The following is a 23,576-nucleotide window of genomic DNA, read 5'->3' as shown; positions in this document are numbered from 1 at the left end:
GTCTCAGTCCCGTGACTTCCGACGACCGCGATCCCGCACACCCCCTCGACGACGAGGGCGCGGGGCCGCGGTCGTCGTCGGCTCCGGACTCCCCGGAGCCGGCGGGCTCGACGGCGGGTTCCACGGCGGGCTCGACGGAGACCTCGCCGGCGGCCTCCACCGCGGCCGAGGGCACCGGCGAGCGGGCCGGGAAGCAGCGCCGCAAGCGCAAGCAGCTGCCGCTGTGGCAGGAGACGATCCTGCTGCTCTCGATCGCGCTCGTGCTCGCGTTCGTCATCAAGGCCTTCTTCCTCCAGGCCTTCTACATCCCGTCCGTCTCCATGGAGCCGGGCCTGCAGGTCAACGACCGCATCCTCGTGCAGAAGGTCTCCTACTGGGGCGGCAACAGCCCCCAGCGCGGCGACGTCGTGGTCTTCGAGGACCCGGGCACGTGGCTCAACGACTCCGCCGCCGACGGCCCCTCCAACCCGGTCACCCAGGTGATGGCCCGCATCGGGCTCTACCCGACCGGCGGTCACCTCGTGAAGCGCGTCATCGGCATCGAGGGCGACGTCGTCAGCTGCTGCGACGAGGAGGGCCGCATCCTCGTCAACGGCGTGCCGCTCGACGAGCCCTACATCGTGGAGCAGCCGCTCTGCAACGGCCCCGAGCTCGACGCCGACGCCTGCAACCGCGGCCGTGACGGGTGGGAGACGGTGCCCGTGCCCGAGGGCCACATGTTCGTCATGGGCGACAACCGCGGCCAGTCGGAGGACTCGGTGGCCCGCATGTGCCAGCCCCTCGACACCAGCGAGTGCGTCCCCGGCCCGGAGTTCGTCGACACCGACCTCGTCGTCGGCAAGGTCTTCGCCCTCGTGTGGCCGCGGCAGCACTGGGACTGGATCACGCGCCCGGACGAGACGTTCGCGGACGTGCCCGACCCCTCGTGACCGTGCTCCCACGCGGCTCGACCGTTCGCCGCGACGCCGGCCTCTACGGCTACGAGCGGGCGCTGCGCCGCCACGGCCACGACCTCGTCGCCGGGGCCGACGAGGCCGGACGCGGCGCCTGCGCCGGACCGCTCGTCGCGGGCGCGGCCATCCTTCCCGCGGGCAAGGGGGGCATCGTCCCGGGCCTCGCGGACTCCAAGCTGCTGACCGCCCGGGCTCGCGACCGGGCCTACGACCAGGTCGTACGGCGCGCGCTCGCCTGGTCGGTCGTGGTGGTGGACGCCGACGAGTGCGACCGGCTCGGCATGCACGTGGCCAACATCGAGGCGCTGCGGCGGGCCGTCGCGCGGCTGGACGTGCGTCCGTCGTACGTGCTGACCGACGGGTTCCCGGTCGACGGACTGCCGGCGCCGGGCCTGGCGGTGTGGAAGGGCGACCGGGTCGCGGCGTGCGTCGCGGCGGCGTCCGTGCTCGCGAAGGTGACCCGCGACCGCATCATGGAGGGCATGCACGCCGACTGGCCGGCGTACCGGTTCGACGTGCACAAGGGCTACATCACGGGGCTCCACACGAGCCTGCTGACGGAGCACGGACCTTCGCCCGTGCACCGGATGCGGTTCGTCAACGTACGTCGCGCGGCCGGGCTCGAGCCCTTGCCGCCGGACGCGGCCGAGCCGCCCCGGGGACAGCCCGGTGGGCCGCTAGAGTCGCAGTCGCCGGACGGCCCGTCGGGCGACCCCACCACGGAGGAGAGTCGATGAGCGCCGAGGATCTCGAGAAGTACGAGACCGAGATGGAGCTCAACCTCTACCGCGAGTACCGCGACGTGGTGAAGATCTTCAAGTACGTCGTGGAGACCGACCGCCGGTTCTACCTCTGCAACAAGGTCGACGTGCGCGCCCGCACCGAGCAGGGCGAGGTGTTCTTCGACGTGTCGATGACCGACGCCTGGGTGTGGGACATGTACCGGCCCGCCCGGTTCGCGAAGAACGTGAAGGTGCTGACGTTCAAGGACGTCAACGTCGAGGAGCTCGCCCCCAGCGACATGGAGCCGCCGAAGAGCTGAGGCCGGCTCCCGCCGTACCCGGTCGGTGCGGTGTGGGCGCCTCCGTCCCGCCACCGGTCTAGACCGCCCCAGCACGAACCCGCGTCGTTGGGAACCCCCGGGGCAAATTCTTGCGGGTTTCGTGAGTATCCCGGGACACCGCCGGAGCCCGGTCCTAACCTGCTGGTCGGAAGGGGAGGAGCGCGTCCCCTGGAGCCGGTCCGGAGTGGTCATGGGTGTGGTGCGAGGCGGTCGCCGTCAGGACCAGCGAGGCGCGGCCGCGGTCGAGTTCGCGCTCGTCCTGCCCCTCCTGCTGCTGCTCGTCTTCGGCATCATCGCCTACGGCTACATGCTGAGCTTCCGCCAGTCGATGAGCCAGGCCGCCGCCGAGGGTGCGCGCGCGGCGGCGGTCAACGTGAACGCCGGGGCCCGTGAGTCCGAGGCGATCCGGGCCGTCGAGGAGGCGCTCTCGGCGTACGGCGTCTCCTGCAGCGACCCGGGCATGGAGTGCGACTACACGCTCGTCTCCGGCGGCAGCACGTGCTCCACCCAGTGCGCCGAGATCACCCTTACCTACGACTACGAGTCGGAGCCGCTGATCCCGCTGCCGCTCGTCGGCTTCGCGATGCCCGACACCCTCTCGTACGGCGCGTCCGCGAGAGTCAGCTGATGCTGCGCGGCGTGCGACCGTCGCAGCGCCGCGACGAGCGCGGCGCGGTCGTCGTGATGGTCGCGGTGATGATGGCGCTCCTCCTCGTCGTCGCGGCCTTCGCCGTCGACCTGGGCATGCAGCGCGTCGTACGACGCGACATGCAGGCCCTCGCCGACGTCGTGTCGCTCGACCTGGTGCGCGAGCTCGACGGACGGAAGAAGAGCGAGTACTCCCGGGCCGAGCTCGACGGCGCCCTCGACGAGAGCCTCGCCCGCAACGCCGACGTGCTCGGCGACATCGACGACGTCACCTACGACCTGGGCGAGCTCGACGATGCCGGCCGCTTCGTCACCGTCGGCCCCGACGGCACGCCGACCGCCGTCGAGGTCGTCGCGGGCGCCAGCGTCGACTATGCGTTCGCCCCCGGGAGCGGGTCCGCGGCGCGTACGGCGGTCGCCACCGCCACCGAGTCGGCCTGCTTCCGCGTGGGCTCCTTCATCGCCTCCCTGGACACGAAGGAGAGCGCGCTCCTCAACCCCCTGCTCAGCGCGCTGTTCGGCAGCGCGATCAACCTCGACGCGGCGTCCTACCAGGGCCTGGCCCGGTCCAACGTCTCCCTGCTCGACCTCGTGAACGTCGGCGGTCTCGGTGTCGGCACGGTCGACGAGCTGCTGACGCTCCCGGGCGTGCGGGTCGCCGACCTGTTCCTCGCCTCCGCCCGGGTGCTGGACCGGCAGGGGCAGGCCGTGCAGGCGAACGTGCTCCGCACGCTGGCGGCCACGGTGGGCACGCCCACGATCGCCATCGCCGACCTCATCCAGGCCGAGCCCTCGGACCAGGCCGCGCTGAACGCCGCGCTCAACGTCCTCGACCTGGTGACCGGCACCGCCCAGGTCGTGAGCGGGGGCCGCACGGTCAACGTGCCGAACCTCGGGATCAACCTGCCGGGCGTCGCGCGGACGACGACGACCCTCACGGTCGTGGAGCCGGCGCAGCCGGCGTGCGGCTCCGTCGGGGTCGAGGCCGAGACGGCGCAGGTGCGGCTCGACGTCACCGCGCACGTGGACGCCCGCTCGCTGTCGGTGCTCGGCTCCTCGGTGAGCCTCGACGCCACCGACATCAAGCTCTCCATCGACCTCGGCAAGGCCGTGGCGCAGCTGCGCGGGGTCACCTGCAACGCGGCCGGGCCCGACTCGATGACGCTGGCGCTCAACTCCGCCCTCGTGGGTGCCGTCACCGTCACCGCGACGACGGGCGTGCGGGCCACGATCGGGGTGCCGGCGGGCGACCTGCTCACCCAGGTGCTGGGCCTGCTCGGGCTCGGCAGCCTGCTGTCACCTCCCAGCCTCGTCCTCAACGCACCCGTGGCGATCAGCGCGCGCGCCCCGGCGGGCGGGTTCGACAAGCAGCTCACCCTGCCCCTGCCGGGCAGCTACGAGGTCCCCGTGGGTAGTGGGTCCGGCCCGCTGCTGTCGGTGCCCTCCGTCTCCGTCACGTCGGCCACGGAGCTGAAGCTGCGCTACCGACCCCTGCTGAGCCTCACCGAGCGGGAGCGCACGGTGCTGGCCACGGACGCCCTCTTCGCCAGCGTGGTCAACCCCATCCTGTCGACGCTGACGTCGACGGTCCTCACGCCGATCATCACGACGCTGCAGAACGCCCTGGTCCTGCCCCTTGCCGACCTCCTCGGCCTGCAGCTCGGCGGCGCGGACGTGTTCGCCGTGCGTGAGCCGTCGTGCGGAGCGCCGCGCCTGCAGGAGTAGGCACGCGGGTGAGAGGGCGCCGCTTCCCGTCCCCAGGCGCCCTGCCGAGCGGCGCCGTCCACAGGTCCGGCCGACGGCCCCACGGGGCCGCTGGCACCACCCACCCTGGGCGACGGAGGTGTGCCCATGACCGACCCCATCCGCACCGATGACCCCGCCGGCGCCCGCGCCGACGACCGACGAGGCCTCGGCCGGTACGGCGAGCAGCTCGCCGTCCGCCACCTGACGGCCGCCGGACTGGTGCTGCTCGACCAGAACTGGCGCTGCGACGCCGGCGAGATCGACCTCGTGCTGCGCGAGGGCCGCGTGCTCGTGATCTGCGAGGTCAAGACGCGCACCTCCACGGCGTACGGCGAGCCCCTCGCCGCCGTCACCCCGGTGAAGCTGCAGCGGTTGCGGCGGCTCGGTGCGCGCTGGATGGCGGAGCGCGGCGTGCACCCGCCCGACGTCCGGATCGACATGGTCGGGATCGTGCGGCCCCGCACCGGCGCCGCCACGATCGAGCACGTCCGCGGCCTGGGCTGAGCGTCTCGTCCGACGCGCGTCGCGCGCCGGGTTCCGTCCCCAGGCGCACGGAGCGGGTGCTGCCTCCACAGGCGTCGACGACCGGCCCTGCGAGCCCCTGCTCCCGATCGAGGATCGGACGCAGGAGGTACCGCCATGACACCCACGCCCGGACCGAGGGCCGCCTGATGCCCGTCGCCACCACCCGCACGATCGCCCTCCAGGGCGCGATCGGCCACCTCATCGACATCCAGGTCGACGTCTCGCCGGGAATGGTCACCACGATCATGGTCGGCCGCCCGGACGCGGCCCTCAGCGAGGCCCGGGACCGCTGCCGCATGGCGATCAGCAACTCGGGCTTCCAGTGGCCGACGACGAGGCGCACGACGATCCTGCTGTCACCCGCCGACCTGCCGAAGCGCGGCACCCACTTCGACCTCGCTATCGCTGTCGGCGTCCTGGCGGCCTCGGTCGACCGCGACCGGGACCTGCCGATCCCGACGACCGACGCGGTCTTCATCGGCGAGCTGACCCTCGAGGGCCAGCTGCGCCCGGTGCCCGGCGTGCTGCCGATGGTGATGGCGGCGGCGAGCCGCGGCGTGCGCCGCGTGTTCGTCCCGGAGCCGCAGGCCGCCGAGGCCGCGCTCGTGCCGGGCATGGCGGTCTTCGGGATGCGCTCCCTGGCGCAGGTCGTGGCCGAGCTGCGCGGTGTCGAGGTGCCCGAGGCCCCGCCGGTGCCGGCCGACTCCGGCAGCCGACTGCTGTCGTGGCGCGGTCAGCATCGCATCGAGGAGGGCGACATGGCCGACCTCGTCGGCATCCCCGACGCGCTGTACGCCGCCGAGGTCGCCGCGGCGGGCGGCCACCACATGCTGCTGACCGGACCCAAGGGAGCGGGCAAGACGTCGCTCGCCGAGCGCATCCCGGGCATCCTGCCCGACCTCGACCCCGAGGAGGCGCTCGAGCTCACGGCGATCCACTCGCTGGCCGGTGCCCTGCCTCCGGAGGGCGGGCTGTTCCGGCGCCCGCCGTACTTCGCGCCCCACCACAACGCGAGCGCCACGAGCCTCCTCGGCGGCGGCACCGGCCGGGTGCGGCCCGGCGAGATCAGCCGGGCCCACGCCGGGGTGCTCTTCCTCGACGAGTTCCCGCTCTTCTCCATCGACGTCGTGGAGGCGCTCCGGCAGCCGCTCGAGAGCGGCGAGGTCACCATCGCGCGTGGTGAGGAGTCGGCGACGTTCCCGGCCCGCGGCATGGTGGTGCTTGCCGCCAACCCGTGCCCGTGCGGTGATGCGGGCGACGACGCGGCGCTCTCGCACTGCAACTGCGAGCCGCCGGCGATGCGGCGCTACCAGCGCAAGCTCCGGGGCCCGCTCGCCGACCGGGTCGACATCGAGCGTCGGCTGAGCTCTGCCGACGGCTGGCAGAACGGTGACGAGCTGGCCCCGCGAGAGACGACCGCCGCCGTCCGGGAGCGGGTGACGGCGGCCCGTCAGCGCCAGGCGCAGCGCTACGCGGGGCTCAGCTGGCGCCTCAACGCCCACGCCCCGGCCCAGGCGCTGCGGGAGTCCTGGCCGCTGGGCGCGGACTCCCAGGCGCGCCTCGACACCGAGGTCCGCCAGGGCCGTCTGACCCGACGCGGCGCGACCCGGGTCCACCGCCTCGCGTGGACGATCACCGACCTCGCGGGCCGCGCGGCGCCCGCCGACCGCGACCTCGACGTCGCGCTGGCGCTGCGCCGCGGCGACCCGCTGCCCCTCCGCGCGCTGGAGCGTGCCGGATGAGCGTCACTCCACGCGAGCGCCTGGCCCGGGTGGCGCTGAGCCACCTGGCCGAGCCGGGCGACGTGCGCCTCCTGCGTCTCGCCCGCACCCTCGGTCCCGAGAAGGTGTACGACGCCCTGCTCGCCGAGCGCGAGCTCGACGGCAGCCGCAGCGAGGTCGCCGAACGTCTGGTCCTCCTCGAGCCCGAGCGCCGCCTCGACGAGGCGACCCGTCTGGGGGTGCGCTTCGTCGTGCCCGGGGACGCGGAGTGGCCGACACAGCTCGACGACCTCGCCGACGCCGAGCCGGCGCAGGAACGCGGCGAGGTGCCCGTCGGGCTCTGGGTGCGGGGACCGCTGCGGCTCGACGAGGTCGCACGCTCGGTCGCGATCGTCGGGTCGCGGGCGGCCACGACGTACGGCGAGCAGGTCGCCGGGGAGATGGCCGCCCACGCGGGCCGGCACGACTGGACCGTGGTCTCGGGCGCGGCCTTCGGCATCGACCAGGCGGCCCACCGGGGCGCGCTCGCGGTCACGGGGCCGACGGTCGCGGTGATGGCGTGCGGGGTCGAACGCGCCTACCCCGTGAAGCACGCGCCCCTGCTGGCCCTCATCGCCGAGCGTGGCGCGATCGTCTCCGAGGCGCCGGTCGGCTCCGCTCCGATGCGGGTGCGGTTCCTCGCCCGCAACCGGCTCATCGCCGCCCTCACCCGGGGCACCGTGGTCGTCGAGGCGGCGGTCCGCAGCGGCTCGCTCAACACCGCCGGCTGGGCCGACCGGCTCCACCGGCAGGTGATGGGGGTGCCCGGTCCGGTGACGAGCGGCCTCTCGCAGGGTGTCCACGAGCTCATCCGCGCACGGTCCGGTCTGCTGGTCACCCGCGGCGCGGACGTGCTCGAGGTCGTCGGCGCGGCGGGCGTCGGACTGCTCGAGCCCCTCCGGGAGCGACCGCAGCCGCGGGACGCCCTCACGCCCCGCCAGCGGCAGGTGCTGGACGCGGTACCAGTCGTGAGCGGGGCCCCGATCGCCGCGATCGCCCGGACGGCCGGGCTCGGCGTGGACGCGACCCGTCGCGACGTCCACGAGCTCTACCGCGTCGGTCTCGTCGAGCAGACCGGCCCGGGGTGGCGGCTCTCCGAGCAGGGGAGGCTCTGACCGCCGACGGCGCGGTCCCGGACGGCCCACATCCGTGCCGTGCGGCCCGTCGAGCCTCGCGCCGACGGGTCGCGCGGTTCCTAGACTCGGGGGATGACCGCGAGCCCGCCGACGCCCGAGCCCGGGGACGGCTCCGGCCCCGAGCAGGAGGCCGAGCAGGAGGGTCTGCCCGAGCGCCTCGAGGCGGAGCTCGCGTCGTACGAGCGCCACCTCCGCCACGAGCGCGACCTGGCCGCCCACACCGTGCGCGCCTACCTGGGCGACCTCCGCTCGCTGCTCGACCACGCCTCGCGGATGGGCGCCACCTCGGTCGACGACCTCGACCTCAGGACGCTGCGCAGCTGGCTGGCGCGACAGCAGACGACGGGGCGGTCCCGCACCACGCTGGGGCGCCGGGCCACCGCGGCCCGGGTCTTCACCGCCTGGCTCGAGCGCACGGGCCGGCGTGACGTCGACGTGGGCGCCACCCTGGTCTCGCCACGTCCGCACCGCACGCTGCCGGCGGTGCTCACCGAGGCCGAGACCCGCAGCCTCCTCGACGTCGCGGCCGAGCTCGCGATCACCGCCGCCGCGGCCGACGACGAGGTCGCCGCCGCCGTCGCGCTGCGCGACGTCGCGGTGCTCGAGCTGCTCTACGCCACCGGCATCCGGGTGGGGGAGCTGGCCGGCCTCGACGTGGACGACCTCGACCACGGGCGCTCGGTCGTCCGGGTGCTCGGCAAGGGGAACAAGGAGCGGACGGTCCCGTACGGCCGGCCCGCCGCGCGTGCCGTCGAGGTCTGGCGGGTCCAGGGCCGCCCCGTGCTGGCGACCGGCACGTCAGGACCGGCCCTGTTCCTCGGGGCCCGCGGGGGGCGCGTCGACCAGCGCGCCGTCCGCACGATGGTCCACCGCCGGATCGCCGCCGTCCCCGACGCCCCCGACCTCGCCCCCCACGGCCTCCGCCACACGGCGGCGACACACCTGCTCGAGGGCGGGGCCGACCTGCGCACCGTGCAGGAGATCCTCGGGCACGCCTCGCTCGCGACCACCCAGATCTACACGCACGTCAGCACCGACCGGCTGCGCTCGGCCTACCGCCAGGCGCACCCCCGGGCCTGACCCCCACCGTCCGGTGCGGACTCAGCCCTCCGCCTTCCGCGGGTCTTGGTCCGCGCCCGGAGTGGGGCGAGGCGGTGCGGACTCAGCCCTGCATCTTCCGCGGGTCTCGGTCCGCGCCCGGAGTGGGGCGAGGCGGTGCGGACTCAGCCCGGCATCTTTCGCGGGTCTCGGTCCGCGGCCGGAGTGGGGCGAGCCGGTGCGGACCCAGCCCTGCATCTTCCGCGGGTCCTGGTCCGCGCCCGGAGTGGGGCGAGCCGGTGCGGACTCAGCCCTGCACTTTCCGCGGGCCTTGGTCCGCACCCGCGCGACGGCACCCCACGGAACGCGATCCCGTCAGCGCCAGGCCCGACGGACGGCGTCGAGCGCCCGCAGGAGGGCGGCGCCCGGTGTGCCGGCCGACGCGAGCGGTGACCAGGCGGCGTACGGGTGGGAGCGTGCGACGCCGGCGGGCAACCCCTCCAGTGGCACGAGCCGCACCGGACCGCCGCCGACGAGACGAAGCGGATCGAGGTACTCCTCGCCGCGGAGCCAGCCCCAGTGCAGGCAGGTGCGGGGCGCGCAGTGGGAGGCGAACGGCTCCAGGGTGCCGATCACGTCACCCGCCCCGACCGCCTCGCCGACGGTCACCGAGGCGGTCACGGGCTCGTACGTCGTGCGGGTGTCGCCGTGGGTGACGGTGACGACCCCCTTGCCGGCCAGACGGCCGGCGAACGTGACCTCGCCGGGGAGCGCCGTACGCACGGCCTGGCCGGCCGCCCCGGCGAGGTCGACCCCGCGGTGGCCCGCGCCGTACCGGTCGGCGGGCGGGTCGAAGCCGGCCACCACCTCGGGCTCGGGATCGAGGGGCCACACACCGACAGGGTCGGAGGTGCCGTCGGCGGAGGCAGCGCTCGCAGGAACGGTCGGCACGAGGCCGACGAGGCCGAGCACGAGCAGGAGCAGCAGGAGGGGTCGTCGCATGGGACCACGGTGGCGGTCCGGACCGGGGGAGCGGCGGCATGGCCACGACCTGGGGACGCCGGGCCCGGCCACGGGGCCTGGGGACGCGGGATGGCGCGGATTGGCGCGCCCATCGGCGCAGGACTACGCTGTCTCGAGCAGCCCCGTGTGGGTTGACTTCGCACGCTCGCAGTCCGCGACGGCACCCGGTCCCGGGTGCCGGTCTCCCGCGGGCGCGGCTCTCAGTCCCTCTGCTCCAGCGGAGGGTCGGGCCGCGCGCAGGCGTCAGGGCGACCGGCTCCCGCCGGCCGCGCACAACTGAGAACCGATCAGGAGCTCCGCTCCCGGTCCGCTCTGCGGTGCTTCGGCGCCGTGCTCAAGGGCGGGCGTCACGGGTGCGTCTCCGAAGGAAGAGATCACCATGGCAGTCGTGACCATGCGCCAGCTCCTCGAGAGCGGCGTCCACTTCGGGCACCAGACCCGTCGATGGAACCCCAAGATGAAGCGGTTCATCCTGACGGACCGCAACGGCATCTACATCATCGACCTGCAGCAGTCGCTGGCCTACATCGACCGCTCCTTCGCCTTCGTCAAGGAGACGGTCGCCAAGGGCGGCACCGTCATGTTCGTCGGCACGAAGAAGCAGGCGCAGGAGGCCATCGCCGAGCAGGCGACGCGCGTCGGCATGCCCTACGTCAACCAGCGTTGGCTCGGCGGCATGCTCACCAACTTCCAGACCGTGCACCAGCGCATCAACCGTCTCAAGGAGCTCGACGAGGTCGACTTCGACGACGTCGCCGGCAGCAGCCGCACCAAGAAGGAGCTGCTGCAGATGCGTCGCGAGCGCGACAAGCTCGACAAGACGCTCGGCGGCATCCGTGAGATGAGCCGGACCCCGAACGCGGTCTGGATCGTCGACACGAACAAGGAGCACCTCGCCGTCGAGGAGGCCCGCAAGCTGCGGATCCCCATCATCGGCATCCTCGACTCCAACTGCGACCCCGACGAGGTCGACTTCCCGATCCCGGGCAACGACGACGCGATCCGCGCCGTCGGCCTGCTGACGCGGGTCGTCGCCGACGCCGTCGCCGAGGGCCTCATCGCCCGCTCGGGCGGCAAGTCGGGCGAGGCCACCACGGCCGAGGAGCCGCTGGCCGCGTGGGAGCGCGAGCTGCTCGCCGGCGAGGCCGAGAAGGCTGCCGTCGCCGCGACCGGTGGCGAGAAGGGTGACGCTCCGGCCGCCGAGTCGACCGGCGCGTCGACCGAGGCCGCTGCGGGCGACGCCGCCGCCGAGGCTGCGTCCGCCGACGCCGCTCCGGCCGACGCCGCTGCCGAGGCCCAGGCGGAGACCCCCGCCGAGGCTCCGGCCGCCGAGGCGACCGAGGCTCCGGCCGAGGAGACCACCGAGGCTCCGGCCGAGGCCTGAGTCCTCACCCGCACCACCTCGTGCCGGGCCTGCGAGGACTCCTCGCAGGCCCGGCACGCCGTAGAAGCACTTTTCGCTGACTAGAAGGAAGTGGACCATGGCCAGCTTCTCTGCCGCTGACGTCAAGAAGCTCCGCGAGCTCACCGCCGCGGGCATGATGGACTGCAAGAAGGCTCTGACCGAGACCGACGGCGACTTCGACAAGGCCGTCGAGTTCCTGCGCGTCAAGGGTGCCGCGAAGGCTGCGGCCCGTGGCGCCGAGCGCGAGACCTCCGCCGGTCTCGTCGCGTCCGCCGGCACGGCGCTCGTCGAGCTCAAGAGCGAGACCGACTTCGTCGCCAAGGGTGACGACTTCGTCGCCGCCGCCCAGCAGATCGCCGAGGCGGCCGACGCGGCCAAGCCGGCCGACGCCGAGGCGCTCAAGGCCGTCAAGGTCGGCGACCAGACGGTCGCCGAGCTCGTCGAGGCCCTCGCCATCAAGATCGGCGAGAAGATCGAGCTCGGCCAGGTGGCCGTGTTCGACGGCCCCGTCGTCGTCTACCTGCACCGTCGCTCCGCGGACCTGCCGCCGGCCGTCGGCGTGCTCGTCGAGTACGACGGGGACGAGGCCGCCGCTCGCGGCGCCGCGATGCAGGCCGCCGCGATGCGTCCGCAGTACCTGACGCGCGACGAGGTCCCCGCGGAGGTCGTCGCCCAGGAGCGCTCGATCGCCGAGGCCACCGCCCGCGAGGAGGGCAAGCCCGAGCAGGTCGCCGCGAAGATCGCCGAGGGTCGCCTGAACAGCTTCTTCAAGGACGTCGCGCTGCTCGAGCAGCCGTCGGTCACGGAGAACAAGAAGTCGGTCAAGGCCGTCCTCGACGCCTCCGGCACGACCGTGAAGCGGTTCGCCCGCTTCGAGGTCGGCGCCTGAGCCAGCTCGACCCCTTGGTCGTACGGCGCGCGCGCCGCGTCGTCCGACCAGTAAGGTGAGGCGCGCTGCCCATCGGCAGCCGTTGATCCGCCGCCGCGACCGCGAGGTCGTCGGCGTCTCGAGGAGGCCGGTCCGCATGACGTGGAGAACTCCACCGTCCGCGGACCGGCCTTTCTCGCGTCCGGGGCCTCCACCAGCGCCCCGGCCGCACCTGCTCTGACCTGCGCCGACCCCGCGCTCCGCCGTACGAAAGGAACATCGTGGCCGCCTACCGTCGCGTCCTGCTCAAGCTCTCCGGTGAGGTGTTCGGTGGTGGCAGCGTCGGCGTCGACCCCGACGTCGTCGGCAAGGTCGCCGAGGAGATCGCCGCCGTCGTCGAGGCGGGCGTGCAGATCGCCGTCGTCACCGGTGGTGGCAACTTCTTCCGCGGTGCCGAGCTCCAGCAACGCGGCATGGACCGCGTGCGTGCCGACTACATGGGCATGCTCGGCATCGTCATGAACTGCCTGGCCCTGCAGGACTTCCTCGAGAAGCTGGGCGTGGACACGCGCGTGCAGACGGCGATCACGATGGGCCAGGTCGCGGAGCCCTACATCCCGCGCCGCGCCATCCGCCACATGGAGAAGGGTCGCGTCGTCATCTTCGGCGCCGGCATGGGCATGCCCTTCTTCTCCACCGACACCGTCGCCGTGCAGCGCGCCCTCGAGAGCAAGTGCGACGTCGTGCTCGTCGCGAAGAACGGGGTCGACGGGGTCTACACGGCCGACCCGCGCACCGACCCGACCGCGGTCAAGCTCGACTCGGTCTCGTACGACGAGGCCATCACCCAGGGCCTGCGGATCATGGACCAGACGGCCTTCGCGCTGTGCGGCGAGAACAAGCTGCCGATGGTGGTGTTCGGCATGGAGCCCGAGGGCAACATCCTCCGGGTCGTCCGAGGTGAGAGGATCGGCACGCTCGTCAGTGCCGACGCCTGAGTGACCCGACCGCGGGCCGGGTACGCCGGCTCGGACACGACGAGAGCGCGCGTCGGACCCCCGACGCCGCGCGACGCAGATGTGGACAGGAGCCAGCAGTGATCAACCAGGTGCTCAACGAGGCCGACAGCAAGATGGACAAGTCGGTCGAGGCGACCCGCGAGGAGTTCGCCGCCATCCGGGCCGGGCGCGCCCACCCGAGCATGTTCAGCAAGATCCTCGTCGACTACTACGGCACGCCGACGCCGCTGCAGCAGCTCGCGTCGTTCACCGCCCCCGAGGCCCGCATCATCCTCATCGCCCCCTACGACATGGGCGCGATGACGGCCGTGGAGAAGGCGATCCGCGACTCCGACCTCGGCGTCAACCCGTCGAACGACGGCAAGGTCCTGCGTGCCGTCTTCCCGGAGCTCACGGAGGAGCGCCGCAAGGAGTACATCAAGGTGGCGCGCACCAAGGCGGAGGACGGCCGGGTCTCGGTCCGCAACATCCGCCGGACCGCCAAGCAGAACCTGGAGAAGCTCGAGAAGGACGGCGAGGTCGGCAAGGACGACGTCACCGGCGCCGAGAAGCGGCTCGACGGCACCACCAAGAAGCACGTGGACGCCATCGACGACATGCTCAAGTCGAAGGAAGCCGAGCTGCTCGAGGTCTGAGCTGAGCCGACATTGACCCCCGTGAACCCGCCCGAGCCCGCCTCGTCGACGCACCTGCCGACGAGCGGGTCGTTCGGCGTGCCCGACGACCGACCCGTCGACACCGGCGTGCCGGGCGTCCCGCCGAACCCACCGAAGAAGGACCACGGCCGCGCCGGGCGCAACCTGCCGGCAGCCGTCGCCTCGGCCGTCGTGCTCCTGGGTGCGATCGCCGCGTCGCTGGCGTTCTTCAAGACCGCCTTCATGGTGATCGTGGTGATCGCCGTGGTCGTCGCGGTGTGGGAGCTGCACCAGGGCCTGGCGGCGAAGGACATCGACCTGCCGGAGCAGCCGCTCATGGTGGGCGGCGCGGTCATGGTGGTCGTCGCCTACTTCTTCGGCGCCCCGGCGCTGGTCACCGCCACCGCGGTCACCGCGCTCGCGCTGATGCTGTGGCTGCTGCAGCGCGGGGTCGACGGCTACGTGCGCAACGCCTCGGCGTCGGTGTTCGCGCTGATCTACGTGCCGTTCCTCGGCTCGTTCGTCGCGCTGCTGCTGGCCGAGGGCGGGGCGACCGGCTTCGACCGGTTCGACGACGGGGTGCGCGCCGTCATCGCGTTCATCCTGATCACCGTGGCCTCGGACGTGGGCGGCTACGTCGCGGGCGTGCTGTTCGGCAGGCACCCCATGGCGCCGGTCATCTCGCCGAAGAAGTCGTGGGAGGGGTTCGCCGGCTCGGCGGTCTTCTGCGTCGTCGGCGGCATCCTGCTGATGGTGCTCCTGCTCGACGCCGACTGGTGGATCGGAGTGGCGCTCGGTCTCATCACGGTCGTCATGGCGACGCTCGGCGACCTCTGCGAGTCCGTCATCAAGCGTGACCTCGGCGTGAAGGACATGAGCCAGATCGTCCCCGGCCACGGCGGCCTGATGGACCGGCTGGACTCCCTGCTGGCCACCGCGGCCCCGATCTGGCTCCTGCTCCACTACCTGGTCTTCTGACCCCGGCCCCGGCTGCGCACCGCCGGGGTACGGCGCGTCGCGCGGCGCTCGTCCCGCGGATGCCTACGATGCGCTTGGACCGAGGAGGAACCCCATGCGGGGCAAGTGGATCGCAGCCGCCGTGACCGGTGCAGGCGTCGCGTACGTCGCCCAGCGGGCCCGACGGGGCACGCCCGAGCTGACCGCGGCACCCCCGCGCCCCGTGCTGCCGACCCCGGCCACTGCTCCGGTCATCGCCCCGGAGACCGCCGTGACGTCGCCGTCCGTGGACGAGTCCTCCGCGGTGGTCCTCGATCCCGCCCCGGTGGTGGTGCCCGCGGTCGCGCCCGTCCCGACGGTGGTCCGCACGCCCGTGCCCGAGCGGGTCGTCGCGTCGACCCCGGCCGCCGCGCCGATCGTCCTTCCCGAGCCCGAGCCCGAGCCCGAGCCCGAGCCCGAGCCCGAGCCCGAGCCCGAGCCCGAACTGGTAGCCGCGCCGGTCGCCGTACCGGAGCCGCAGCAGCCCGCGGCGGAGCCCCGCCACGACACGGCCGCCCTCCCCGTCGTACCCCCGCTCGCGGAGAGCTCGTGGGAGCCCGAGCCGCAGCGCCGGCCCGCCCCCGAGCCCGTCCTCGAGCCCGTCCGGGCCCCCGTCGCGACCGAGGTCGGCGCCTTCGCGGCCCGCCCCGGTGACGACCTCGACGAGCTCGACGACGAGGAGGTGGACCCCCGGGAGCGCCGACGGACGGTCGTGGCCCTGGCCGGCTTCTACACCGGCCTGGTCTGCGTGCTGGTCGCCCCGGTGCTCTACGGGATCCTCACGCGCTGGTTCTTCGACTACGAGACGGCGGCGGAGCTCTTCCCGTTCGTGCTCGTGCTGCTCGCCGTCCCCGTGATCCTGGCGGTCCTGCCCCGCACGCGCCGGTTCGGTCTCTACATGCTGCTCGGCATCGCCGTCACCGCGGTGGTCGTGGTGGGCGTCGGTGCCGCGGTCGTCTGGCTGCTGCTGTCGACCGACGTGTTCTAGGCCCGGGAGCGCCGCCCGTCGGGGCATCCGGGCCGGCAGGTGCGAGGGTTCGCGGTTCCTGGGGCCCTCTGGGATGATCGATCCGCTATGTCCGACGCTGCCGCCCGCTCTGCTGGCCCCTCCACTGACCCCGCCCCGGTTCCGGCCGAGGGTGCCACGACGCTTCCCCTGGTGATGGAGGAGCCGCGCGGTCGCAAGAAGCCGCCGCGGCACCTGGCCGACCTCGACGAGGCCGGCCGCAAGGAGCTGCTGGAGGCGTCGGGCCTCCCGGGGTTCCGCGCCAAGCAGCTCTCGGTGCACTACTTCACCCGCCTCACCAGCGACCCGGCCGAGATGACGGACCTCCCGGCCAGCCAGCGCGAGGAGCTCGCCGCCACGCTGCTGCCGCCCCTCCTCACGCCGGTGCGCACCCTCGAGGCCGACAAGGGCACCACCCGCAAGACGCTGTGGCGCCTCTTCGACAACGCGCTCGTGGAGTCGGTGCTGATGCGCTACCCCGACCGCGCCACGATCTGCGTCTCCAGCCAGGCCGGCTGCGGCATGGCGTGCCCGTTCTGCGCCACGGGCCAGGGCGGCCTGCAGCGCAACATGTCGACCGCCGAGATCGTCGACCAGGTGGTCGACGGCGCCCGCGCGATGGCGCGCGGCGAGGTCGCCGGTGGCCCCGGCCGGCTCTCCAACGTCGTCTTCATGGGCATGGGGGAGCCGCTCGCCAACTACAAGGCCGTCATCGGTGCCGTCCGCCGCCTCACGGACCCGAGCCCGGCGGGCCTGGGCCTGTCGGCCCGCGGCGTCACGGTGTCGACGGTCGGTCTCGTGCCGCGGATCCGGCAGCTCACCGAGGAGGGCGTGCCCGTCACCCTCGCGCTCTCCCTGCACGCGCCCGACGACGAGCTGCGCAACGAGCTCGTGCCGATCAACACCCGCTTCTCGGTCGCCGAGACCGTCGAGGCGGCGTGGCAGTACGCCGCGACGACCAAGCGTCGGGTCTCGATCGAGTACGCGATGATGCGCGGCATCAACGACCAGGCATGGCGCGCCGACCTGCTCGGCGACGTGCTCCGCTCGTACGGCGACTGGGGCTGGGTGCACGTCAACCTCATCCCGCTCAACCCGACGCCCGGCTCGAAGTGGACGGCGTCCGACCCGGCCGACGAGCGCGAGTTCGTGCGGCGGCTCGAGGCCAAGGGCATCCCGACGACCGTGCGCGACACCCGTGGCCGCGAGATCGACGGCGCCTGCGGCCAGCTCGCCGCAGCCGAGGACTGATCCGGCCGGGACGACACCCTCCCGGACGACCGGTCCCTCCGGGGCCGATATCGTCCAGCCGACCACAGGTGGTTGCCACCCGGCGTCCCGCTCGGGCGTCGCCGGGGGCCTGAGAGGGAGCAGATCCATGCCCACGCGTCCGACCTCCCCGGATCCCGCCGACGTCGCCGGCCCGCCGCGACGGCGCTACGACTCCCCGCTGCGGCGCGAGCGCGCGGCGGCCACGCGCGCAGCGGTCATCGAGGCGTCGGCGCAGGCCTTCTCCGACCACGGCTACAACGGGGCGACCATGGCCCAGATCGCCGCGACGGCCGGAGTCTCCGCCGACACGGTGGGTCTCATCGGCAACAAGGCGTTCCTGCTGCTGGAGGCGTTCCGCACCAGGTACGCCGGCGGGGGCGGGTGGCAGTCGCTGCTCGAGCAGTCGGACGTGCAGGAGATCTTCGACATCGAGGACCCCGCGGAGGGCATCGACGCCACCGTGGAGTTCCTGGCCCGGGGGCACAGCCGGTCGGCCCGCCTGTGGCTCGTGGTGCGCACGACCGCCGCCACCGACCCCCAGGTGGCCGAGGAGTTCGCCGAGCTCACCCGGCTGAAGAACGAGAGCTTCCTGCACACCACCCGGTGGCTGGTCCGGATCGGTGTCCTGCCGCCGGCCGGCGACGGGGCGCACGACGCGGACGCCGGCGTGGACGACGTCAGCCCGGGCCTGCGGCGTCTCGTGGCCGAGGTCAGCCTGCTGATGTCGGCCGAGATCTACCTCCTCCTCACCGCCGACCACGGCTACTCGCTCGACGACTACCGCGAGTGGCTGACCGCACGACTGCGGGAGCAGCGCACGTAGTCCGCGCGCCCGGGCGCACCGGCAGGGTTTCCCGGCCGGTTCAACTCGCGTCCACCCGCACGCACCGCAGCCGTTCCGCCGGCCTCCCTAGCGTCCACCGCAGGTGATCCACCTCGGCGAAGGGACGCTCGTGCGACGCAACCCCACCACCTCCCGCTCCATCTCCCACCTCCCCGTCAGGCGCGGCGACCGGCTGCGGGTGCTCGTGGTGACGGAGTCGTTCCTCCCTCAGGTCAACGGGGTCACGAACTCGGTACGGCGGGTGCTCGAGCACCTCGCCGCCGAGGGCCACGAGGCCGAGCTGGTCGCCCCGACGGGGCCCGCGACGTACGCGGGGTTCCCGGTCAGCACCTGCCGCGGCGCCCACCTGCCGTTCTACAAGGACTTCCGGATCGGGCTCGAGTCCCGCCGTCGGCTGCGCGGCGTGATGCTGCGCTTCCGTCCGGACGTCGTGCACATCGCCTCGCCGGCGACGCTCGGCTACCAGGCGGCCCGGGCCGCGCAGGAGCTGGGCATCCCGACGGTCGCGATCTACCAGACCGACCTGGTGGGCTTCGCCGAGCGGTACGGGATCGCGGGCGGCACCCGCGCCATGGCCTACCTCACCCGCCGGATCCACACCAGCGTCGACCGCACGCTCGCCCCGTCGACCGCGAGCCTGCGCCAGCTCGAGGAGATGGAGATCCCGGGTCTCGGTCGCTGGCCGCGGGGCGTCGACCTCGAGCAGTTCGGGCCCGAGCACCGCGACGACGACCTACGCGCGCGGCTCGCGCCGGCGGGCGAGCTGCTGGTCGGGTACGTCGGACGCCTCGCCCCGGAGAAGGAGCTGGAGCTGCTCGCGCGCGTCGAGGAGCAGCCGGGGGTGCGCCTCGTCCTCGTCGGTGGCGGTCCGGAGGAGGAGCGGCTGCGGCGCCTCCTCCCGGGGGCCGCGTTCCTGGGCGTGCTCCACGGCGCCGAGCTGGCCGCGGCGTACGCGAGCCTCGACGTCTTCGTGCACACCGGCCGCCACGAGACGTACTGCCAGGCCGCCCAGGAGGCGCTCGCCTCGGGCGTGCCGGTCGTCGCCCCCCGGTCGGGCGGCCCGATCGACGTGGTCGACGACGGCTCCGCCGGGTTCCTCTACCCGCCGGGCGACGCGGCGGCGCTGGCGTCCTACGTCGAGCTGCTCGGCGCCCACCCCGCGCTGCGGCGCCGGATGGGCCTCGCCGCCCGCCGCAGCGTCGAGGGCCGCTCGTGGGCCGCCGTCAGCGCGCTGCTCGTGCGCCACTACCGCGAGGTCGTCGACGGCCGACGCGCAGCGACGGTCCGCGCCGCCTGAGCGACGACCCGGCTCCACCAGGGACGGCGGCCTGGGAGTCGTGGTTGCACAAGATGTAGCAGGACTACTACATTCAGTCTCACGTCCACGACGGTGAGGGTGAGAGATGCGGTTCAGGGGGGCGCTCGAGGAGCGCGTGATCCAGGTCGAGGGCCTGGAGATGACGTACGGCACCACTCGGGTGCTGCAGGGGGTCGACCTGCACGTCGGCCGCGGGGAGGTGGTCGTGCTGCTGGGCCCGAACGGCGCCGGCAAGTCCACGACGATCGAGATCCTCGAGGGCTTCCGCATGCGGTCCGGCGGTCGCGTCGACGTGTTGGGGAGCGACCCGGCGCAGGCGGGGGAGGCCTGGCGCGCCCGCATCGGCGTCGTGCTGCAGTCCTGGCGTGACCACTCGCGTTGGAAGGTGAGGTCGCTGCTCGAGCAGTTCGGCGCCTACTACGCGCCGTACAGCGTGCCGGGCCAGCCGCGGCCCTACCCCGCCGACGAGCTGCTCGAGCGGGTGGGGCTCACGAGCCACGCCCACGAGCGGGTCGGGTCGCTCTCCGGCGGCCAGCGTCGCCGGCTCGACGTCGCGATCGGGCTCGTCGGACGCCCCGAGCTGCTCTTCCTCGACGAGCCGACCGCCGGCTTCGACCCCGCTGCGCGCCGCGAGTTCCACGAGATGGTGCACGACCTCTCCGACGTCGAGGACGTGTCGATCCTGCTCACGACGCACGACCTGTCCGAGGCGGAGAAGCTCGCCGACCGCATCCTGATCCTCGACGGTGGCCGCATCGTCGCCGACGGCAGCGCCGACGAGCTGGCGCGCCGGGTCGCGGGGGTGACAGAGGTGCTGTGGCGCCAGGACGGACAACGCCACGTGCACAGCGCCGAGGCGGACGGCACGGAGTTCGTGCGCTCGTTGCTGGCGACCCACCCGGACGTCACCGAGCTCGAGGTCCGACGCCAGACGCTCGAGGACACCTACCTGGCGATGGTCGCCCGCGCGAGCGACGCCGCGCCCCTCGATCCGGCAGCCGAGCTCGCCGCCGACCCCGCCGCCCACCACGCCGACTCGGAGGCCCTGCGATGAGCACCGTGCCCGCCCCGACCTCCCCGACCTCCCCGCCCGCCCCGTCCGCAGCACCCCGCGGGGTCCGGACCCGGGCGGCGCGCGCCGGCGTGCGCCGCGGGCTCACCGAGTTCGACCGCAGCCTCCACACCGCGGGCGACATCGGCTACTACGTCGTCGGGGCGGTCGCCTTCGCGGCCGTGCTCTGGGCGAACCGCAACGGGGTCCAGGAGGACTTCGGGGTCGCCACGGGTGTCTTCCTGCTGCCCGGCGTGCTCGCGATGATCGTCGTGTTCACGGCCGCCTACGGGCTCGCGACAGGGGTGGCGACCGAGCGCGAGGACGGCACGCTGCTGCGCGCCAAGTCGATGCCGAACGGCATGACGGGGTACGTCGTCGGGTGGATCACGCGCGTCACCTGCGAGGTCGGGTTCGTCGCGGCGCTGATGATGCTCGCCGCCACGGCGTTCACCGACGGGGTGTGGCGCAGCCCCTCCGTGCTGCCCCTGGTGCTGCTCCTCCTGGTGCTCGGGCTGGTGGCGAGCGTCCCCCTCGGGTTCGTGGTCGGCTCGGTGTTCAAGAACCCGCGCTCGGTCGGCGGCTGGGGCTCGCTGGTGATGTTCGCCCTCATCGCGGTCTCCGGGCTGTTCGCCCCGGCGGCGGCCCTGCCGGGCTACCTCCAGGTCGTCGGCCAGGTCTTCCCGATGTACTGGCTCGGCCACGGCCTGCGGTCGGTCCTCCTCCCGGAGTCGGCCGGTGCGGCCGAGCTGGGCGGCGAGTTCGTGCTCGGCGCGGCGGTCGGGGTGCTGGCGCTGTGGGCGTTGCTCGGTCTCCTGCTGGCGCCGGTGCTGCTGCGACGGATGGCGCGGCGGGAGTCGGGCTCGGCCGTCTCGGCCCGCCGCGACAAGGCCCTGCAGCGTGTCTGAGGAGCCGACCGGGCGCCGCGGCCGGGTCACCGCGGTGCCGGGCGGCGCGGGGGAGGCGGTGCACAACCGCATCGCGATGCTGCGCGTCGAGCGCGGCGTCTCGCGCCGCGAGTTCGCCGAGGCCCTCGGTGTCCACTACCAGACCGTGGGCTACCTCGAGCGGGGCGAGTACAGCCCGAGCCTCCACCTCGCGCTACGCATCGCGGCGTACTTCGAGGTGCCCGTGGAGTTCGTGTTCGGGCTCGAGCCGTTCTCCCGGATCGCGCCCTCCTGAGCGCTCGCCGGGGGCTCCAGATGGCCTAGGCTCGCCGTGATGACGAACCTCTCGTACGACGCGCTCGACGTCCACGTGATCCGCGGGCGGGCGGGCGACGACGCCCTGCTCCGGCCCACGAGGCCGCTCGACTTCGCCGGGCTCACCGAGGAGGTGTCGGCCCTCGCGGGGGCGTTCCGCGCCCTCGGCGTCGTGCCCGGGGTGAGCGTGCTCGTGGACCTCGACGACGACGGCGACGAGCTCCTCGCCTTCCTGGCGGCGCTGCGGCTGCGGGCCGTGCCGGTGCTGGTGGAGCACACGCACGCCCAGACCGGTGACGGCGAGACCCGTGACGGCGAGACCGGCGAGGGCGAGACGTCCGGGCACCACGTGTCCGGGGCGACGCTCGCCGTCCGCCACCGGCCCCACCTCGTCGTGACCTCGCGCGAGTGGCCCGGACACGTGCACCAGCCGGCGGCCGTGCTCTACCGCGGCCCCGAGCCGAAGCACCCGGAGACCGAGATCGACTGGGACCTCGCCTACCGGGCGGGCCGCATCGACCCCGCCCCGGCGCTCACGGCCGACCGCGAGTACGCCCCCGGTGCGACCGCGCCCGACGAGCCCACCGCCGCGGTCCTCGCGGACGTGCACGCGGCGGCCGCCGGCGCGACGGCGTACGTCGTGGGCGATCGCGCGGTGCTGGTGCGCGAGGTGCCGGAGGTCGGCACCCGCGTCGGCCGACGCCTCGGCGCCCTCGTGGCCGGCCGGTCGGTCCAGGTCGGGCGCTGACGCCCCCGCCGCCTCAGCAGACGGAGTCGGTCGGCTTCGGGTTGGCCAGGCCGAACAGGGGTCGCAGCGCGAGCCCGACGAACGTGCCGGCGATCGCGAGCACGCCCCACACCCAGCCGTGGAGGCTGAACGACGCGATGCCGCCGAAGTAGGCGCCGATGTTGCAGCCGAAGGCGATGCGTGCGCCGTACCCCATCAGCACCCCGCCGAGGACCGCTCCGAGCGCGAGGCGGCCCGGCACCCGCCGGTGCAGCACGAACGCGCCGGCGGCGGCGCTCGCGACCAGCGCGCCGACGATGATCCCGAGGTCCATCACCGACGTCTTCTCGGCCAGGACGCCGAGGTCGTACTTGGCCGCGTTGCCCGGGTCCTGCCAGTACGTCCAGGACGTCACGTCGACGCCGACGGCGTCGAGCAGCTTGGAGCCCCAGAGCGAGAACGCGAACGTGATGCCCCAGGCGCCGCCCGAGACGGCGAGCGTCAGTGCGTTGAGGCCGGCGAGCAGGAGGGCGCCCACCCACAGCGGCCACGAGCCCCGCAGCGCGCGGCCCCACCCGCGGGCGGCGGGCGGCTGGTCGAGGTCGGGCACGCGGCGGCCCCGGGTCAGCGCGTACGTCGTGGCCAGCACGAGGCCGAGCAGGGCCATCGTGATCAGCCAGCCGCCGAGGTAGCCCAGCGAGGTGTCGGCGAACGAGACCGGTGCGAAGCTCGGCAGCTCGTCGGTCCACCACGGGAAGTGCAGGGCGCCGACCGTGGCGCCGACGACGAACCCGGTCAGCGTGAGCAGGATCGCGCTCTGCCCGCTGCCGATCGCGAAGAGCGTGCCGGACGCGCACGAGCCACCGAGCTGCATGCCCACGCCGAAGAGGAACGACCCGACCACGAGCCCGAACCCGAGGGGGGAGAGGGACGGCGTCGGCACGGCGTCGCCGAACGCGAGCCCGCCGGCCAGGATCGGTGCGAAGAGCGTGGCGGCCACCGCGAGCATCAGCACGTGGGCGCGCAGGGCCTTCGGCTGCCGCACGGCGACGAGCTGCCGCCAGGCCGACGTGAAACCGAACCGGCTGTGGAAGAGGACGAGCCCGAACGCGACCCCGATGGCGAACAGCACGGCCGGCACCTGGCCCGACCGCACCAGGACCAGCCCGCCGAGCGCGACCGCCGCGACGAGCCCGCCGACGACGATCCCGACCTGTGGGGGCGGCGAGACCTCCCGCTCGGTGTGGCGGGCGGGGGCGTCCGTCGGCTGGTCGTCCCGTGCGTCGGCCGGGGCGTCAGCGGGGGTGCCGGGTCCGGTCCGGGCGTCCGTGCTGCTCATGG

General features: G+C 73.7%; 24 protein-coding genes. 22 read left to right on the top strand and 2 right to left on the bottom strand.

Translation table 11 applies throughout. The features are described 5' to 3' along the window. Positions 1 to 11: 11 nt before the first annotated feature. The 9 genes from lepB to K329_RS0104020 all read left to right on the top strand — a co-directional run bounded on the left by lepB (position 12) and on the right by K329_RS0104020 (position 8,911). On the top strand, positions 12 to 929 hold the full coding sequence (gene lepB / locus K329_RS0104060) for a signal peptidase I (protein ID WP_028472062.1): 918 nt from the start codon (positions 12 to 14) through the stop codon (positions 927 to 929). After that, positions 926 to 1,690 carry a ribonuclease HII gene (locus K329_RS24440; RefSeq protein ID WP_084540968.1) on the top strand — a complete coding sequence of 255 codons (765 nt, stop codon included), beginning with the start codon at positions 926 to 928 and terminating at the stop codon, positions 1,688 to 1,690. The genes lepB and K329_RS24440 overlap by 4 nt, the downstream gene beginning before the upstream one ends. Continuing rightward, positions 1,687 to 1,995 (top strand): DUF2469 domain-containing protein, encoded by a 309-nt coding sequence (locus tag K329_RS0104050; protein ID WP_028472061.1) that lies wholly within the window; start codon positions 1,687 to 1,689, stop codon positions 1,993 to 1,995. The genes K329_RS24440 and K329_RS0104050 overlap by 4 nt, the downstream gene beginning before the upstream one ends. A 211-nt stretch (positions 1,996 to 2,206) precedes the next feature. Further along, entirely contained in the window at positions 2,207 to 2,644 is a 438-nt protein-coding gene (locus tag K329_RS0104045) for a TadE/TadG family type IV pilus assembly protein (protein ID WP_157571547.1), read from the top strand. Further along, positions 2,644 to 4,389 carry a pilus assembly protein TadG-related protein gene (locus K329_RS0104040; RefSeq protein WP_028472059.1) on the top strand — a complete coding sequence of 582 codons (1,746 nt, stop codon included), beginning with the start codon at positions 2,644 to 2,646 and terminating at the stop codon, positions 4,387 to 4,389. Before K329_RS0104045 ends, K329_RS0104040 begins: the two co-directional genes overlap by 1 nt. Positions 4,390 to 4,515: 126 nt before the next feature. Beyond that, positions 4,516 to 4,914 (top strand): YraN family protein, encoded by a 399-nt coding sequence (locus tag K329_RS0104035; protein ID WP_052336326.1) that lies wholly within the window; start codon positions 4,516 to 4,518, stop codon positions 4,912 to 4,914. A 167-nt stretch (positions 4,915 to 5,081) separates the two neighbouring features. After that, the gene (locus tag K329_RS0104030) at positions 5,082 to 6,677 is read left to right on the top strand and encodes a YifB family Mg chelatase-like AAA ATPase (RefSeq protein WP_028472057.1); all 1,596 of its coding nucleotides are present in this window, start codon (positions 5,082 to 5,084) and stop codon (positions 6,675 to 6,677) included. After that, the gene (gene dprA / locus K329_RS0104025; RefSeq protein WP_028472056.1) at positions 6,674 to 7,810 is read left to right on the top strand and encodes a DNA-processing protein DprA; all 1,137 of its coding nucleotides are present in this window, start codon (positions 6,674 to 6,676) and stop codon (positions 7,808 to 7,810) included. The genes K329_RS0104030 and dprA overlap by 4 nt, the downstream gene beginning before the upstream one ends. A gap of 93 nt (positions 7,811 to 7,903) precedes the next feature. Next, on the top strand, positions 7,904 to 8,911 hold the full coding sequence (locus K329_RS0104020) for a tyrosine recombinase XerC (RefSeq protein ID WP_084540967.1): 1,008 nt from the start codon (positions 7,904 to 7,906) through the stop codon (positions 8,909 to 8,911). Positions 8,912 to 9,244: 333 nt separating this feature from the next. Here K329_RS0104020 and K329_RS24435 read toward each other — a convergent pair whose 3' ends face one another. Beyond that, positions 9,245 to 9,871 (bottom strand): M23 family metallopeptidase, encoded by a 627-nt coding sequence (locus tag K329_RS24435; RefSeq protein WP_084540966.1) that lies wholly within the window; start codon positions 9,869 to 9,871, stop codon positions 9,245 to 9,247. Positions 9,872 to 10,271: 400 nt separating this feature from the next. On the opposite strand from K329_RS24435, the gene rpsB reads away from it, so the two are divergent. The 13 genes from rpsB to K329_RS0103950 all read left to right on the top strand — a co-directional run bounded on the left by rpsB (position 10,272) and on the right by K329_RS0103950 (position 22,256). Beyond that, complete coding sequence (gene rpsB / locus K329_RS0104010; protein WP_028472054.1) at positions 10,272 to 11,276, top strand: 30S ribosomal protein S2; 1,005 nt, start codon at positions 10,272 to 10,274, stop codon at positions 11,274 to 11,276. A gap of 97 nt (positions 11,277 to 11,373) precedes the next feature. Next, positions 11,374 to 12,186, top strand: coding sequence for a translation elongation factor Ts (tsf, locus tag K329_RS0104005; RefSeq protein ID WP_028472053.1), 813 nt, complete (start codon positions 11,374 to 11,376; stop codon positions 12,184 to 12,186). Between the two features lie 260 nt (positions 12,187 to 12,446). Next, positions 12,447 to 13,163, top strand: a complete 717-nt coding sequence (pyrH, locus tag K329_RS0104000) for a UMP kinase (protein WP_043641964.1) — start codon at positions 12,447 to 12,449, stop codon at positions 13,161 to 13,163. Positions 13,164 to 13,264: 101 nt separating this feature from the next. Continuing rightward, complete coding sequence (gene frr, locus K329_RS0103995; protein WP_211225752.1) at positions 13,265 to 13,819, top strand: ribosome recycling factor; 555 nt, start codon at positions 13,265 to 13,267, stop codon at positions 13,817 to 13,819. Between the two features lie 21 nt (positions 13,820 to 13,840). After that, positions 13,841 to 14,797: a phosphatidate cytidylyltransferase gene (locus tag K329_RS0103990; protein ID WP_342665396.1), complete on the top strand. Its 957-nt coding sequence runs from the start codon at positions 13,841 to 13,843 to the stop codon at positions 14,795 to 14,797. Between the two features lie 94 nt (positions 14,798 to 14,891). Further along, on the top strand, positions 14,892 to 15,803 hold the full coding sequence (locus K329_RS31405) for a hypothetical protein (protein ID WP_052336325.1): 912 nt from the start codon (positions 14,892 to 14,894) through the stop codon (positions 15,801 to 15,803). 174 nt (positions 15,804 to 15,977) lie between these two features. Next, complete coding sequence (gene rlmN, locus K329_RS0103980) at positions 15,978 to 17,072, top strand: dual-specificity RNA methyltransferase RlmN (RefSeq protein ID WP_043641962.1); 1,095 nt, start codon at positions 15,978 to 15,980, stop codon at positions 17,070 to 17,072. A 127-nt stretch (positions 17,073 to 17,199) separates the two neighbouring features. After that, positions 17,200 to 17,916 carry a TetR/AcrR family transcriptional regulator gene (locus K329_RS29285; protein WP_052336324.1) on the top strand — a complete coding sequence of 239 codons (717 nt, stop codon included), beginning with the start codon at positions 17,200 to 17,202 and terminating at the stop codon, positions 17,914 to 17,916. A gap of 130 nt (positions 17,917 to 18,046) precedes the next feature. Beyond that, a complete protein-coding gene (locus K329_RS0103970; protein WP_245596429.1) occupies positions 18,047 to 19,234 on the top strand; it encodes a glycosyltransferase family 4 protein in 1,188 nt (395 codons plus the stop codon). A gap of 106 nt (positions 19,235 to 19,340) precedes the next feature. Next, a complete protein-coding gene (locus K329_RS24415) occupies positions 19,341 to 20,309 on the top strand; it encodes an ABC transporter ATP-binding protein (protein ID WP_084540964.1) in 969 nt (322 codons plus the stop codon). Next, the gene (locus K329_RS0103960; protein WP_084540963.1) at positions 20,306 to 21,214 is read left to right on the top strand and encodes an ABC transporter permease; all 909 of its coding nucleotides are present in this window, start codon (positions 20,306 to 20,308) and stop codon (positions 21,212 to 21,214) included. The genes K329_RS24415 and K329_RS0103960 overlap by 4 nt, the downstream gene beginning before the upstream one ends. Continuing rightward, on the top strand, positions 21,207 to 21,488 hold the full coding sequence (locus K329_RS0103955) for a helix-turn-helix transcriptional regulator (protein ID WP_245596428.1): 282 nt from the start codon (positions 21,207 to 21,209) through the stop codon (positions 21,486 to 21,488). The genes K329_RS0103960 and K329_RS0103955 overlap by 8 nt, the downstream gene beginning before the upstream one ends. A gap of 39 nt (positions 21,489 to 21,527) precedes the next feature. After that, positions 21,528 to 22,256 (top strand): hypothetical protein, encoded by a 729-nt coding sequence (locus tag K329_RS0103950; protein WP_028472045.1) that lies wholly within the window; start codon positions 21,528 to 21,530, stop codon positions 22,254 to 22,256. 13 nt (positions 22,257 to 22,269) lie between these two features. On the opposite strand, the gene K329_RS24410 is transcribed toward K329_RS0103950, so the two are convergent. Then, positions 22,270 to 23,574: a YeeE/YedE family protein gene (locus K329_RS24410; RefSeq protein WP_084540962.1), complete on the bottom strand. Its 1,305-nt coding sequence runs from the start codon at positions 23,572 to 23,574 to the stop codon at positions 22,270 to 22,272. Positions 23,575 to 23,576 lie beyond the last annotated feature (2 nt).

Source organism: Nocardioides alkalitolerans DSM 16699 (assembly GCF_000426525.1).
Taxonomy (GTDB): domain Bacteria; phylum Actinomycetota; class Actinomycetes; order Propionibacteriales; family Nocardioidaceae; genus Nocardioides; species Nocardioides alkalitolerans.
This window is presented reverse-complemented; position numbering and strand designations above follow the sequence as displayed.